This is a genomic window from Methanocrinis sp., from assembly GCF_049974945.1.
GTDB lineage: Archaea > Halobacteriota > Methanosarcinia > Methanotrichales > Methanotrichaceae > Methanocrinis.
Genome location: NZ_JBNGCU010000002.1, coordinates 1 through 14292 on the forward strand (window position 1 = coordinate 1; position 14292 = coordinate 14292).

A 14292-nucleotide genomic window follows, 5' to 3' on the forward strand; every position below is an offset into this window, starting at 1 on the left:
TTTCCGATGAGAGTTCTGCCGAACTCGCCGCTGTAGAAGACCACGACCTTCATAATTTTGCTCCCGGGCAGGCAGACCAGACCGAAGAGGTCCGGTCCAGATTGGGTCGGACCGGGCCCCCCTTGCGCCCACCCATGGTATACTTAAGATACCAACGTATATAGACCAGAAGGTTTCTACAAGGATACCATGCAGGAAGGATGCACCGTCAACAGGACGGTGAAGTACATAGCCAGGAAGTGGACCCTTCTGGTAATCCTGGAGCTTTACAAGGGCGAAGGGCACAGGCGGCGCTTCTCCGAGCTTAAAAGCTGTCTTTCTGGAATCACTCCTAAGGTCCTCTCTGCCCGGCTTAAGGAGCTGGTGGGGGAGGGGCTAGTCGAGAAGGAGGTCGATGGCAGCTCCTTTCCTCCAAAAGCCGAGTACTCCCTGACGGAGAGCGGCCTTGAGATCGTGGAGATCGTCAAGGAGATGAAGCGCTGGGCTCTGAAGTGGAAGATCGAGAACATCGAGTGCAGCTGCCAGGACTGCAGCGAATGTGTGCTTTGATGCGTCCCAATTTCCGCAGTTGCAACTCTATTGCTTCGAGGTTGCAAATAAAATTGAACGCAATTTCGCAAGCTCCACAGCCTTTTTCACCTCTCGCCGCCTACACCCACCCATGAGAGCGCTGGTGGTGACCGGAAGGCTCGCCGAGGAGATGGTGCGGGAGGCTGTCGGAGAGATGGCCGACGTCCTGGTGATGGAGGTGGACGTCGCCTCCTTCATAACCCCGAAGATGCTCCGGGAGGCCAGGCCTGAAGGATACGACATAATACTGATCCCCGGAGCCATAACCGCCGACTTCGGCCCCGTCTCTTGCGAGCTGGAGACGAAGATCAGGCTGGGGCCGAAGCATGCCGTCGACCTGCGCCGGGTTCTGCCCCTCCTGGACTCGGTCGAGCTCTCGGCCACCACACCCGCCTGCGTCCTCCTGGAGGAGAGGATGAGATCTGAGGCGCGGTCCGCCGTCGATGAGCTGGAGCAGGATGCAAAAGCCTCCATGGCGATAAAGGGGGTCAAGGTCGGAGGCTCAAGTCGGATGAAGGTCTTGGCCGAGATCGTGGATGCGACCCGTTTCGGCGATCTGGGCCTCGCTGAGAGGGTTCGCCGCAGCGAGCTGGAGGGGGCGGACATGATCGATCTGGGGATCCCGCTGGACGCCGATCCTGCCGACGTGGCGAGGGCAGTTCGGACGGCGTTGGGGGCGACCCGGCTTCCGGTCAGCGTCGACACCCTGCGCCCCGAATTGCTTAACGCGGGGATCGGGGCGGGCTGCGACCTGATCCTCAGTCTGGACGGCTCGAACTTGAATGAAGTGGGCGAGACGGCTGCCTCAGCCGGGGTCTTCGCCGTGGTTCTGCCGGGTCCGGAGACGAGCCTGGCGGAGAACCTCCGCCGGGCCCTCGCCCGGGGGGTAAAGGCGATGGCCGACCCTGTTTTGAGCCCGCCGCTCATGGGGCTGGCCGAGTCGATATGCAGGTATCGTGAGTTCCATCTTGCCTTTCCAGAGGTCCCCCTCTTCTTCGGCGTGGGGAACGTGGCCGAGCTCCTGGACGCCGACAGCCAGGGGGTGAACGCCCTCCTCGCCGCCATCGGTGCCGAGGCGGGGGCGAGCGTCCTCTTCACCCCCGAGTACAGCGATAAGGCCCGGGGCAGCATCCGGGAGCTGCGGACGGCCAGCGAGATGATGCTCCTAGCCAAAGCGAGAGACAGCCCTCCCAAGGACCTGGGCCTCGATCTCCTGGTCCTCAAGGAGAAGCACCGCCGCCCTGAGGTGGAGATGCCTGCGGAGTTCGAGACGGTCGGCCCCGGTGTCGGCCGGGGCGAGGATGGCGGAGTGGGGGGTGGTGGCGGCGGCGGTCGTTGGGAGATGGACCCCGCAGGAAGCTTCAGGATCGGCGTCGCGGAGGGGAAGATCGTGGTCCGGCACGATTCTGCGACTTTGGTGGGGATCTCCGCCCGCGAGCTGTTGGCCGAGATCATCGACCGTGGTCTCGTCACCAGGCTCGACCATGCCGGATACCTGGGCAGGGAGCTGGAGCGGGCCGAGACGGCCCTGAGTCTCGGGAGAAGCTACTCTCAGGATGAATCGCTATTTCCGACAAAGAATTAAATAAGATCGGCTCGTCCACCGCCACCTGATGAATCAGAAATCATGGGCTACTATCGGGGTGGTCTTCCTCGCCGGGATAATGATCTTCTCTACCTTTGCCGGCTTCGTCATGCGGGGCGGGGGGCCCGCCGAGACGGCCGCCTCAGGTAGATGGGACCCTTCGGACTTCGGGGTGAGCGGACGGCTGATCAACTGGGAGTTCAAGAGCCTGGGGGACGCTCTGGGGATGTACCCGGAGGATCTGGTCTTCGCCTTCTGGATCAACCTGACCGCCTCGGAGAACCTCACCGAGGCCGCGGCCGCGGCCCTCCCGCCCGCGGTGGGCCTGACCTTCAGAGACCAGGTGAACCTCTACCCCTCGCCGATCGATAGGGTCTCCTGGGGCCTCTACGGAGACGAGATCGCCGAGTTCCACTGGACGAAACCCGCGCCCGTAGGAGCCCACGGCCTCGCCGTCGTCTACAACGGATACCAGCTGATCCCGCTGGGGTCCACGGACCTCTTCAGCATCATGGGAACTCCAGTCCTCTTCGGAAGCGAACCCGCAGTCAAGACTGCGCTGGACGTGATAAGTGGTGACGCCCCCACCACCGACGATTTCGTCCTCCCCTACGACGAGACTGATGCCCTCCAGATATCAGTTCTCGGAGAGGCTTCCGCAGAAAACCCGAACTTCGTGCCGCCCCTGGGCGGAGATTATTCCGAGTCCTACCTGGGAGTCAGCCCCTCCGAGGAGGGCTTTTCTTTGACGGCGAAGTACCTCTACCTCGGCGGCGGAAGCGAGAGAAGGTTGAACGAATTGGCGGAGAGCCGCGGCCTCCAGATGCGTTCAGAGGGCGACACCGTCATCGTCTCTGGTTTGATCGAACCCCAGAACTTGGCGGAGACGCTTGGAGCTTTCATCGCTCCATAGCGCAACCTTTTTAGCTGGGAAGCTGCCCCCATCAGCTAAGCCTTTTTGGGGCGATTTTTGCGATGAATGATGACGGGCACCGCCCTGAAGGAGAAATGAATTATGGCAAGACCAATATACGTTAGATTTGACGTTCCAGCTGACCTGGCCTCCAAATCCCTTGAAGTGATCGAGCTGGCCCGCGATACTGGAAGGCTCAAGAAAGGGACCAACGAGACCACCAAGGCCATCGAGCGCGGCGTAGCAAAGCTCGTGGTGGTGGGCGAAGACGTGGAGCCTCCAGAGATCGTGGCCCATATTCCGCCGCTCTGCGAAGAGAAGAAGACGCCTTACGTATACGTCAAGAAACAGAGCGAGATCGGCGCCGCCTGCGGCATGAGAGTAAAAAGCGCCGCAGTCGCTATTCTGGAGCCGGGCAAGGGCAAAGATGTTCTGGACGAGATCGTTCTGAAGGCCCAGGCCCTGAAGTAGGGTGGTAGCTGATGGCAGACGAATGGGAAGGCGTTCCCGCCGAGGTCATAGAGATTATCGGCAACACCGGGATGCACGGTGAGGCCACCCAGATCAAGTGCAGGATTCTGGAGGGCAGCAACAAGGGCCGGATAATCACCAGAAACTGCATGGGCCCCATAAGGATGGGGGACGTGCTGATGCTGCTTGAGACCGCGAGAGAGGCCAAGAAGCTTACCACCAGGTGAGGTCCTCATGGAAGAGAGAAAGTGCTCCTTTTGCAACCGGAATATAGAGGCCGGCACAGGGAAGATCTACGCCAAGAAGGATGGCACAGTATTTTACTTCTGTTCGTCCAAATGTGAGAAGAACATGACCAAACTCAAGAGGGTCCCGAGAAGGATCGAGTGGGCCATCAAAGGGTGGTGAGCTTGGAGAGGACTTTCGTTATGATCAAGCCCGACGGCGTCCAACGCGGTCTCGTGGGCAGCATCCTCCAGAGGATCGAGGTGAAAGGCCTCAAGATCGTGGCCATGAAGATGAGTACTCTGCCCCTGAACGTCGCCCGCGAGCATTACGCCGAGCATGCGAAAAAGCCCTTCTTCAAAGACCTGGTCGGCTTCATCACCTCAGGCCCATCGGTGCCCATGGTGGTGGAGGGGAAGGATGCCATCTCCGAGGTCAGGAAGTTGAACGGGGCCACCAACCCCACGGCTGCCCAACCCGGCACCATCCGGGGGGACTTCGGGTTGGATATGGGACGGAACGTGATCCACGGCTCCGACTCGCCCGAGTCGGCGGCAAGAGAGATCGCGCTCCACTTCGATGAGGTAGAGCTCTCCGGCTACACCAGGATAGATGAGGCCTGGCTCTACGAGTGAGCAGGCCTATCGTCACTTGCAGATCCCAGATCTGCGCGGAAGGGCGGTATAGTAGCCGCCCTAGGAACTGACGGGGTCCGGATGTGATCGGTCATGAAGCAGAAATCGAGGAAGGCGAAGAAGGGAAAGGGCCAGCCCGAATCCAACCTGAGAACCCCCATCGTCTGTGTTATGGGCCACGTGGACCACGGCAAGACCACCCTTCTCGACAAGATCAGAGGAACCACCATCGCCGACGGCGAGGCGGGCGCCATAACCCAGCACATCGGAGCCACCGAGATCCCCATTAACGTCATCAAGGAGGTATGTGGACCGCTCTTTCGAGGCGAGTTCCAGATACCTGGGCTCCTCTTCATCGACACGCCCGGTCACCATTCTTTTACCTCCCTCCGAAGCAGGGGCGGCTCTCTCGCGGATCTCGCCGTCCTCATTGTAGACGTGAACGAGGGGTTCCAGCCCCAGACGATCGAGTCGATAAACATCCTGAAACGCTACCGCACCCCCTTCGTGGTGGCGGCGAACAAGATAGATCGGATCTCTGGATGGCTTCCGATGGAAGGGGTGCCCCTGGCCACGACCCTCAAGGCCCAGAGCGAGAGGGTAAAGGGAGATCTCGACAACCGCATCTACGAGCTGATAGGGGAGCTTTACAAGTACGGCTTCAACTCGGATCGGTACGATCGGATCAGCGACTTCACCAAGAACGTGGGCGTGGTGCCGGTAAGCTCCATCTCCGGAGAGGGGGTCCCAGACCTTCTGATGGTCCTTCTGGGGCTCGCCCAGAAGTTCTTGAAGGAGAACCTGATGGTCCGGGCCAGCGGCCCCGGCGTCGGAACCATCCTCGAGGTGAAGGAGGAGCGGGGTCTGGGCACCACCCTGGACGTCATCCTCTACGACGGCGAGTTTCGGGCCGGCGACACCGTCGTCGTGGGAACCCTGAAAGAGCCGATCGTCACCAAGATAAGGGCCCTTTTGAAGCCGAGGCCCCTCTCGGAGATCAGAAGCGAGGAGAGATTTCTTCCCGTAAAGCACGTGGCCGCCGCCAGCGGGGTCAAGGTAAGTGCCCCTCGAATCGAGAACGCCCTTGCAGGCTCCACCATAAGGGTGGTGGACGAGACCGAAGAGGTCGATCTGGTGGCCGAGGAGATCAGGTCTGAGCTCGATACGGCGAGGATCGATACCGAGAACGTTGGCGTCATCATCAAGACCGACACCATCGGCTCCCTCGAGGCCCTGGTGGGCGAGCTCGAATCAAAGGAGATACCGATCCACGCGGCCGACGTCGGTCCCATCACCAGAAGGGACGTGATCAGGGCCGAGGCGATCCAGGACCCCCTCTACTCGGCGGTCCTCGGCTTCAACGTCAAGATCCTCCCCGACGCCCTGACCGAGGTCCAGAAGAGCGAGGTCCCGATCTTCCTCTCCGAAGTGATCTACAACCTGATCGAGAACTACGACGACTGGGTTAGCGACCAGAAGATGAGGATGGAGCAGGAGAGGCTTCAGGCGGTGATCAGGCCCGGGATGATCAGGATCATCCCCGACTACGTCTTCAGGCAGAGCAAGCCTGCAGTGGTGGGGGTTCAGGTGGTGGCTGGCCAGATCACAAACAACGTCACCCTGATGAGGGAGGACGGGGCCGTGATCGGCGCGGTGAAGGGGGTCCAGATGAGCGGGGAGAACGTCGGATCTGCCAGCGCCGGAAAGGAGGTGGCGGTCTCCATCGACGGTCCCACCGTCGGCCGCCAGATCCACGAGGGCGACATCCTCTACGTCAACATCCCCGAGAGGCACGTCAAGATAATCGAGGCCGAGCTGAAGCAGAGGTTCTCCGAGGACGAGCTGGAGGCTCTGGAGAAGTTTCTGGAGATCAAGAGGAGCAGAGATCCTTTCTGGGGTCGCTGACCCCCGGCCATCAGCGCCGTCGGCCTCGTCAGATCAGCCCTTCCGCTCCTTTCTCGATCACCTTCGCGGAGATTTATCGTCTCCTTGACGCTGTTCAGTTTTATGGAGTAGAGGATGCCCACCACCTTCTCGTACTGGAAGAGTGTAGTTCCGCTCTCCTCCGGCCCGGCATATTCGCGTGGCCGATGACGACGGAGAGGAGGTCGCCGACGTCGGATATGCTGCAGTCTCTCGCGCCGATCGCGCTGGCGAGCCGGGCGGGGCCGAGGCGAGCCCGGACAAGATAAATACCAGGCAGGATTCGATTGGTCGAACGATGATGGTCTTCGTCTACTAAGGAGGAGTTTTATGGTCTCAGAGAAGAAAGCCCTCTGGGTCGTGTTCAGACCCGAGGATCCTGAAAGCGTCGACGCGATGAGAGAGAAGTTTTTGGTCTCATACGAGGCCTTCAGAGATATGCCCGGACTCTTCAGCAAGGTCTGGTGGTGCGACCCTGAGAGGGGCGAGTGGGGGGCGATGTACATCTTCAATTCTGATGAAGATCTCCAGGAGTACCTCCGCTCCGACAGGTGGCTCAGTAAGGTCCCCCAAAAGTACGGATACAGGCCTGAGATCGTCGCCGTCCTCGACCCCGGTCCGATCCTCTACAAAAAAGCCGTCGTCGAGGGCGAGGGCTCATGGCTAGCGGAGCTTGGAGATGAAGACCGTCGACCCCGATGAGGTCTCCTTGGAGGATATGATAGAGCGGGCCGTCGAGTTTCACGGCCACCTCGGCCCCTTCCTCGTCCTGGGGGTCAGGATGGGGCTCGTCGCCCTGAGAGAGCTCAGCTCACCGGGCTACCAGGGGATAGAGGCCCTCGTCAAGACCAGGAATACGCCTTCCTTATCCTGTCTTCTGGACGGCATCCAGGTATCCACGGGCTGCACCATGGGCAAGGGGAACATCAGGACAGAGCCCCTCGGTCGCGCCGAGGCGGAATTCTCAACCGAGGAGAAAAAAGTGACCTTGAAGGTGAACGACGAGATCGTCGCCGAGATTAAAAGGTGGAGGGAGAGCTACGCCTCCCTCGAGGAGATCGCCCGGAGCATCTCGAAGAGATCCGACGAGAAGCTCTTCGAGCGGCTCTGAGATCGCCGTCTCTAGAGGAGCGGCAGGTACTTCTCTATCTCCCACCTGCTGACGTCTGTCCTGTACTCGTCCCACTCGACCTTCTTTGACGCTATGAAGTTGGTGAATACGTGGTCGCCCAGGGTCTCTCTCATGAGGTCGCTCTTCTCGGTGAGGATGAGGGCCTCGATGAGGCTTCCGGGAAGGGATGTAATTCCCGCCTTCTCCTTCTCTGCCCCGGTCATCTTGAATATGTCCCTCTCGATCGGCTCTGGGAGCTCGTACTTGTTCTTGACTCCGTCCATTCCCGCGGCGAGCATCACCGCAAAGGCCAGGTAGGGGTTTGCTCCGGGGTCAGGGCTTCTGTACTCGACCCGGGTTGCGTTCTCCTTTCCTGGCTTGTACATCGGCATCCGCACCAGGGCCGACCTGTTCCTCCTGGCCCAGGATATGTATACCGGCGCCTCGTATCCCGGAACGAGCCTCTTGTAAGAGTTGACCCACTGGTTGGTGACGGCCGTTATCGTGGGGGCGTTCTTTAGAAGCCCGGCTATGTAGTGCTTGCCCAGGTCAGAGAGGTGGTAGCCGTCTTCGGAATCGAAGAACGCGTTTCTTCCGCCCTTGAAGAGGGACTGGTGGACGTGCATCCCTGTCCCGTTCTCGCCGAAGATCGGCTTGGGCATGAATGTCGCGTAGTAGCCGTGCTGCTGGGCGATCTCCTTGACCACGATCCTATAGGTCATGACGATATCGGCCATTCTGAGCGCCTCCTGGTAGCGGAGGTCGATCTCGTGCTGGGACGGCGCCACCTCGTGGTGGCTGTACTCGACGTCGATCCCCATCGACTCCAGGGTAAGGATCGTATCGCGGCGGAGGTTGCTTGCGGCGTCCATGGTGGTCATGGCGTCGAAGTAGCCGCCCCGATCCAGGATCTCGGTGCCCTTGTCGTCCTTGAAGTAGAAGTACTCCAGCTCAGGGCCGACGTAGAGATCGTAGCCCATATCCTTGAGAGCGGCCAGGTTCTTCTTGAGGACGTATCTGGGGTCGCCCTCGTAGGGGTTTCCGTCCGGCTGGAGGATGTCGCAGAACATCCTGCCCACGTTCTGGCCCTCCTTGGCCCTCCAGGGGAGGATCTGGAAGGTCTCCGGGTCGGGCTTGGCCACCATATCGCTCTCTTCGATCCGGGCGAAGCCCTGGATCGAGGAGCCGTCGAAGCCCATACCCTCTTCAAATGCGCCCTCGAGCTCCGATGGCGAGATCGCAAAGCTCTTGGGAAGGCCCAGGATATCGGTGAACCACAATCGGACGAACTTCACGCCCTTGGACTCGATCGCATCAAATACATTGTCCTTGCTGGACGACGTTACCATCTCTTTTTTGCCTCCTCACCTCAGACTCCCTTTTGGCGATTTATATCTGTTTGAGACGAGTTCACAAAAGTTATGATGATTTAGGACAGCATGTGCTCCGACTTTTCTGCTCTTCTCTCCAAGCACCCCGGGCGCAAGGCCCCTCATCCTGGCTCGTTCTCTGCTCACTTCGCCGAGGGATCGAGCCTCTCCAGCATCTCTGCGGGGTCGGTCGTCGGCCGCTGGCAGACGCATCCCGAGCAGACGTAGGCCGTCGCCTTCCCCTCGGCCATCTCCATCTCCTCTGTGAACTCGGCGATCCCGGCGATCTCCACCTCCTCTCCCGGCGGCCTGAGGAGGACCGCCGTCCTGGGGAGAAAATTCGACCTCAGGGCTTCGAGCATCTTTTTGGTATCCGGAGAGTCCCTGGGCCCCGCTATCACCACCTCCGAGGCCGGCCCCAGGGCCAGGTCGAGGGCCGAGAGGAGGTGGAGGTGGGCCTGGGGGACGGCTCTCGCCCGGGCGGCGAAGGCCTCGAAGGTCTTTGAGGCGATCTCTTCGAGCTTCGGGTCGCCCGTCATCCGAGAGAGCCTCAAAAGGTCAAAGACGGCTACGGCGTTTCCGGAAGGGTGGGCCCCGTCGTGCCCCTCCTTTCTGCGGAGGATCAGCTCCTCGCCGTCCACCGGTGTGAAGTAGAAGCCGCCACCCTCCTCGTCCAGAAACCGGATCACCATATCTCGGCAGAGGTCCTGGGCGGCCCTGAGGTATCTCACCTCGAAGCCCGCCTCGTAAAGCTCGACCAGACCCCAGATGAGAAAGGCGCTGTCGTCCAGGTTGCCCAGGATCCCCGCGGTCCCCTCCCGGTAGCGGTGGAGGAGGCGGCCTTTATCATCCCTCATCCTCTCCAGGATGAAGTCAGCGGCCCCGGACGCCGCCTCCTCCAGCTCCTCTTCGCCAAGAACCCGGGCGCCCTTGGCGAGAGATGCGATCATCAGGCCGTTCCAGTCGGTGAGGATCTTGTCGTCCTTTTTGGGCCTGACCCTCTCCTCCCTCGCCGAAAATAGCCTCTTTCGGGCGGCTTCTATCCTCTCTTTGAGCCTCGATTCTCCAACCCCCAGCTCTTTTGCTACCTCTTCGATCGGCCTTTTCATGTGGAGGACGTTCTTTCCGGTGAAGCGGCCCGTCGCCTCCTCTCTGTAGTTTCCCTCCCTTCCGACGCCGAATGCGCTGACCACAAGATCGGCCTCCTCCTCGTCGAGGACGGCCCGGATCTCCTCCTCGGTCCAGAGGTAGAACTTCCCCTCCTCTCCCTCGCTGTCGGCGTCCTCCGCAGAGCAGAAGCCGCCTTCAGGAGATCTCAGATCCCTCAGGACGTAGGCGAAGACCTCCGAGGCGATCCGGCCGTACCTCGCATCGCCGGTCGCCTGGTGCGCCTCCAGGCAGGCGAGGGCGATCATCGCCTGGTCGTAGAGCATCTTCTCGAAGTGGGGAAGAAGCCAGCCGGCATCGGTGGAGTAGCGGTGAAAGCCGTAGCCCACCTGGTCGAAGATCCCGCCCCTCCTCATGGCGTTGAGGGTGATCTCGGTCATCTGCCGCCCCCCGGGCTCACCGGTCCTCTTCCAGTGGCGGAGGAGGAAGAGGAAGGTGGTGGGCGAGGGGAACTTGGGCGCGCCTCCAAACCCGCCGTTGGCGGGGTCGAAGCGGGCGACGAGACTCTGGTATGCCGACTTGATCGCCGACTCGTCGAGGCTCATCCCCGGGATCTCCGACGGCGGCTTTTTGATGGCGGCCACGATCTCCTCTGCCGAACTCAGGAGTTCTTCCCTCTGGCTCCTCCAGAGTTGGCCGATCCTGGGTACCAGGTCGAGCATCCCGATCCTCCCACCCCTGCTCTCTTTCGGGATGTAGGTGGCTGCAAAGAAGGGCTTCTTATCCGGGGTGAGGATGAGGTTGAGGGGCCAGCCGCCTCCTCCCGTCATCATCTGGCAGACCTCCATGTAGATCGCATCGAGGTCGGGCCGCTCCTCCCGGTCCACCTTGATGCAGACGAAGTTGGCGTTCAAGAGCCTCGCCACCTCCTCGTCCTCGAAGGACTCGCGGGCCATGACGTGGCACCAGTGGCAGGTGGAGTAGCCTATGGACAGGAAGACCGGCTTATCCTCCCTCTTCGCCGCTCTGAATGCCTCCTCCCCCCACGGCCTCCAGTCCACGGGGTTGTCTTTGTGCTGCAGGAGGTAGGGGCTCACTTCAAAGGCCAGGCGGTTCCTTTCTTTTCCCATAATAATCCCTCGATCAAGCTTCAGGTCCTCTCCGGTCCTTCGGCCGGGCGAGTTTCATCGATCGCCTTCTCCTCTTCGGCCTTCTCCGAGGAGTTCCCTCGGTTCTCGTTCAGCTCTCCTCTCTCTTTCGGTTCCGATCTCTGGACAAGGCCCCAGAGAACTTCTCCAGGCCTCCCCCACCAGCCAGCCTCGATCACCGTTCCGGGGTAGATGATCGTCCCCGGACCGGTCTTCACCCCCTCACCGAGGACGGCGCCGAGGCTCCTGCGGCCGGTCTCGGCCCTCGATCTGCCGACGTAAGATTGGATGGCAGAGCCGTCGTGACGCCGGTTGGCGACGATGGTGCCGACGCCGAGGCTGCAGCCGGGGCCGATGAGGCTGTCTCCGAGGCGGCAGAGGTGGGATATCTCCGTCCCCTCCATGATGGTGCTCTTCTCGATCACGACCCCGTTTCCGATATGGACATCATCCCGTATCGATGTGGGGCCTTGGATGAAGTTGTTCGGCCCGATATCGCACCCGTCTCCGATCACCACCGGTCCCGCGACGTAGGTGCCGGACCTTATGATCGTCCCTTTCCCTACGGCCACCTCCCCGGAGAGGGTGGCGTTCGCCTCCACCTCGCCGAGGACTCCCCGGGTGTCGGGGGGCATCAGGGTCTCGTTCGCCTTGAGGACGTCCCAGGGCAGTACGATCTCGATCCAGCTCTCCAGCTCCGTCACCATCACCGGCTCGCCTTCGGCCAGAAGGGTGCTAAGACCCGCCAATAGCTCCCTCTCCTGATCTTCCACGGTCTGCGGATCCGGGACCGCCCTGAGGGCATCGAAGATCCTTCTGTCGAGGAGGCACATCCCGGCGTAGATCAGGTGGGTGGGGCAGGGCTTTCCCCTCTCGGGGACCGATTTTAGAGCCTTCTCCTCCACCTCCAGGATGGAGTTCCTCTCGGGATCGGGCTCCTCGACCCTGGCGGCCGCGACGGCGAGCCCCTCCCATTCGGCCAGCCTCTTGATGGAGTCGGCGTCGCAGAGGACGTCGCCGTTTAAGACCAGAAAACGGTCCTCGGCACGGTCCTCGGCAGAAAGGAGGGCGTGGCCGGTCCCCAGCCTCTCCTCCTGGACGACGTAATCGATTGCTATCCCGAGATCGCTCCCGTCGCAGAAGTGGTCGGTGATCTTCTCTTTCTTGTGGCCGACGACGAAGATGAACTCCTCGACCCCCGCCTCCTTCGCCCTCGATACCAGGTGCTCCAGGAGGGGCTTTCCTCCGATGGGGAGCATCGCCTTCGGGAGGGTGGCGGTGAGGGGCAGCATCCTCCGCCCCTCCCCTGCCGCGAGAACTACTGCCTGCCTCAAGCTCTTCAGTCTCCCTCGTATATTCTCAGAGCCTCTTCGACGCTCGCGTCGTCGAGGGTGATGGCGCTGATGGCGTCGCACATCCTCGCCGCATCATCCAGGTCCTTCTGGTGGATGTTCCTTCCGGTGGCGTTCCCTGCGGCGCCGCTGACGTGGATCTGGTCGTAAAGCTGCTTTAGGAAGGACTCCGGGTCGCGGCTTGCGCCCCCGGCGCAGACGACCTTCGTTCTCCCGGCGGCGGCCACCGCCTCCTTGAAGATCTCCTCGGACCTCTCGCCCTCCTTTTTGGGGTAGTTGACCTTGACGAAGTCCGAGCCGAGGGCTGCGGCGACCCCGGTCGCCCCCGCGATCAGCTGAGGGTCCTTCTCGTCTTTGACGGCTTTTCCCCTCGGGTAGATCCAGAGGACGGTGACCAGGCCCTGGCGGTGGGCCCGGTAGACGATCCGGGCCGCCTCCCGGAGCATATCGGCCTCGAATTCGCTTCCCAGGTAGATGGTATATCCGACCCCCAGGATGTCAAGGCCACTCTCGTCGGCGAAGTCTGCCACCTGGCCGACCTCGATCAGCTGGCGGCTCCTGGGGTCCATCTGGTCTGTTCCCACCAGGTTCGTCTTAGAGTTCAGCTTCGCCAGGTAGGGGACCTCTGGATAGTCCATCCCGTACCGCGCGATGAGGCCGAGTTGGGTGGCGAAGACCCCGATCCTTCCCTTCTTCGCGATCCGGAAGAGGTGCTCGGGATCACCGTCGTCGGGGCTGATCCCGGGGCCGAAGAAGTCGTCGTTTAAATGCTCTACCTTCTGGTCTCCGGCAAAGAGCATCAGCCGGCCGCTCTCTGCTGTGATCTTGAGGTAGCTCTCGATGTACTCTTCGCGCCTCTCGGGCGGGACGTCCAGGGGCACCAGGACGTCCTCTGGTCCTATTCTAATTGTCATGATCCTTCTCACTCCTCCTCGATCGTCTCCAGCTCCACCTGGTGCGCTATCTCCTCGACATCTCTCTTCTGGGCGAGGGCGGTACCGACCCGGAGGGTGGTAGCCGTTCCTGCCGCCGTCGCGAGGATCAGAGACTCACTGAGGCTCTTTCCCGAGACCTGGCCGTAGATGAACCCCGCCACCGAAGAGTCGCCAGCTCCGATCGTGTTCACCACCTCGACCTTCGGGGGGACCGCCTGGTAGACATTTCCGTCCGAGACCAGGAGGATCCCCCTCGGCCCCATGGAGACGAGGACAATCTCGACGCCGCGCCTGTTGATCTCGCGGGCAGCCTCCAGGATATCGCCTCTCTTCTCGAGTTTTCTTCCCACCAGGGAGGAGAGCTCGTGGATGTTCGGCTTGATCACGTCGGGCTTTCCCCCGATCCCCACCCTCAGGGCCTCTCGATCGACGTCCAGGACCACCCTCGCTCCTCGAAGCCGGGCGGTCTCGATGATCTTCCGATAGATCTCGGGGTGGGCTCCAGGCGGTAGGCTTCCTCCGATGCTAAAAAACTCCGGGTCCTCGATCCTCTTTATGACGTCGGTGATCTCCAGAAGCTCGAAGGGCTTGATCTTGGGGCCCGAGGAGTTGAGGATGATCTGCCGTCCCGTGTTCATCTCGTGGATGACGATGTTGATCCTCGTCTCGCCGGAGACGGGGATGAAGTCGCACGAGGTCCCGTCCCTGATCAGCTGGGCCACCAGCTGCCGGCCCGCAAAGCCCGCGATGAAGCCGAGGGCCCGGTTCTCGATTCCGAGGGCGGTCAGGACCTTGGAGACGTCGATCCCCTTGCCTCCGGCGTAGCTCTCCTCTCTCACGATCCGGTTTGATACGTCCTCTCGAATCTCGTTGATCCAGAGGGTCCGGTCCAGGGCAGGGTTGAGGGTTATGGTGTAAATCATGGATGAAGCCGCCGTATTTGGATT

At 61.3% G+C, this 14292-nt stretch carries 16 protein-coding genes; 11 read left to right on the forward strand and 5 right to left on the reverse strand.

Annotated elements, in window-relative coordinates; all coding sequences use genetic code 11:
* Positions 1-189 precede the first annotated feature (189 nt).
* The 11 genes from ACP5EL_RS00300 (at position 190) to ACP5EL_RS00350 (ending at position 7433) form a co-directional block, all read left to right on the forward strand.
* The gene (locus ACP5EL_RS00300; protein WP_428400427.1) at positions 190-549 is read left to right on the forward strand and encodes a winged helix-turn-helix transcriptional regulator; all 360 of its coding nucleotides are present in this window, start codon (positions 190-192) and stop codon (positions 547-549) included.
* A gap of 112 nt (positions 550-661) precedes the next feature.
* Positions 662-2155 (forward strand): dihydropteroate synthase-like protein, encoded by a 1494-nt coding sequence (locus ACP5EL_RS00305; protein ID WP_428400428.1) that lies wholly within the window; start codon positions 662-664, stop codon positions 2153-2155.
* A gap of 28 nt (positions 2156-2183) precedes the next feature.
* Positions 2184-3068 carry a hypothetical protein gene (locus tag ACP5EL_RS00310; RefSeq protein ID WP_428400429.1) on the forward strand — a complete coding sequence of 295 codons (885 nt, stop codon included), beginning with the start codon at positions 2184-2186 and terminating at the stop codon, positions 3066-3068.
* Positions 3069-3170: 102 nt separating this feature from the next.
* Entirely contained in the window at positions 3171-3539 is a 369-nt protein-coding gene (gene rpl7ae / locus ACP5EL_RS00315; protein WP_428400430.1) for a 50S ribosomal protein L7Ae, read from the forward strand.
* A gap of 11 nt (positions 3540-3550) precedes the next feature.
* Positions 3551-3766 carry a 30S ribosomal protein S28e gene (locus ACP5EL_RS00320; RefSeq protein ID WP_014587488.1) on the forward strand — a complete coding sequence of 72 codons (216 nt, stop codon included), beginning with the start codon at positions 3551-3553 and terminating at the stop codon, positions 3764-3766.
* A gap of 7 nt (positions 3767-3773) precedes the next feature.
* Entirely contained in the window at positions 3774-3947 is a 174-nt protein-coding gene (locus ACP5EL_RS00325) for an eL24 family ribosomal protein (RefSeq protein ID WP_428400432.1), read from the forward strand.
* 2 nt (positions 3948-3949) lie between these two features.
* A complete protein-coding gene (ndk, locus tag ACP5EL_RS00330; RefSeq protein ID WP_428400433.1) occupies positions 3950-4399 on the forward strand; it encodes a nucleoside-diphosphate kinase in 450 nt (149 codons plus the stop codon).
* A 93-nt stretch (positions 4400-4492) separates the two neighbouring features.
* The gene (gene infB, locus ACP5EL_RS00335; protein WP_428400434.1) at positions 4493-6304 is read left to right on the forward strand and encodes a translation initiation factor IF-2; all 1812 of its coding nucleotides are present in this window, start codon (positions 4493-4495) and stop codon (positions 6302-6304) included.
* Between the two features lie 178 nt (positions 6305-6482).
* Positions 6483-6641 carry a hypothetical protein gene (locus ACP5EL_RS00340; protein WP_428400435.1) on the forward strand — a complete coding sequence of 53 codons (159 nt, stop codon included), beginning with the start codon at positions 6483-6485 and terminating at the stop codon, positions 6639-6641.
* 11 nt (positions 6642-6652) lie between these two features.
* The gene (locus ACP5EL_RS00345) at positions 6653-7024 is read left to right on the forward strand and encodes a YdhR family protein (RefSeq protein WP_428400436.1); all 372 of its coding nucleotides are present in this window, start codon (positions 6653-6655) and stop codon (positions 7022-7024) included.
* Complete coding sequence (locus ACP5EL_RS00350; protein ID WP_428400437.1) at positions 7002-7433, forward strand: FmdE family protein; 432 nt, start codon at positions 7002-7004, stop codon at positions 7431-7433. The genes ACP5EL_RS00345 and ACP5EL_RS00350 overlap by 23 nt, the downstream gene beginning before the upstream one ends.
* Before the next feature lie 11 nt (positions 7434-7444).
* Here the strand turns inward: ACP5EL_RS00350 and ACP5EL_RS00355 are convergent, their stop codons facing one another.
* From ACP5EL_RS00355 to pfkB, 5 genes are all read right to left on the reverse strand, one after another.
* Complete coding sequence (locus ACP5EL_RS00355; RefSeq protein WP_428400438.1) at positions 7445-8782, reverse strand: glutamine synthetase family protein; 1338 nt, start codon at positions 8780-8782, stop codon at positions 7445-7447.
* A 164-nt stretch (positions 8783-8946) separates the two neighbouring features.
* Positions 8947-11040: a thioredoxin domain-containing protein gene (locus ACP5EL_RS00360; protein WP_428400440.1), complete on the reverse strand. Its 2094-nt coding sequence runs from the start codon at positions 11038-11040 to the stop codon at positions 8947-8949.
* A 20-nt stretch (positions 11041-11060) separates the two neighbouring features.
* Positions 11061-12392: a bifunctional sugar-1-phosphate nucleotidylyltransferase/acetyltransferase gene (gene glmU, locus ACP5EL_RS00365; RefSeq protein WP_428400441.1), complete on the reverse strand. Its 1332-nt coding sequence runs from the start codon at positions 12390-12392 to the stop codon at positions 11061-11063.
* 5 nt (positions 12393-12397) lie between these two features.
* Positions 12398-13324, reverse strand: coding sequence for an aldolase (locus ACP5EL_RS00370; RefSeq protein WP_428400442.1), 927 nt, complete (start codon positions 13322-13324; stop codon positions 12398-12400).
* An 8-nt stretch (positions 13325-13332) separates the two neighbouring features.
* Positions 13333-14268: a 1-phosphofructokinase gene (gene pfkB / locus ACP5EL_RS00375; protein ID WP_428400443.1), complete on the reverse strand. Its 936-nt coding sequence runs from the start codon at positions 14266-14268 to the stop codon at positions 13333-13335.
* Positions 14269-14292 lie beyond the last annotated feature (24 nt).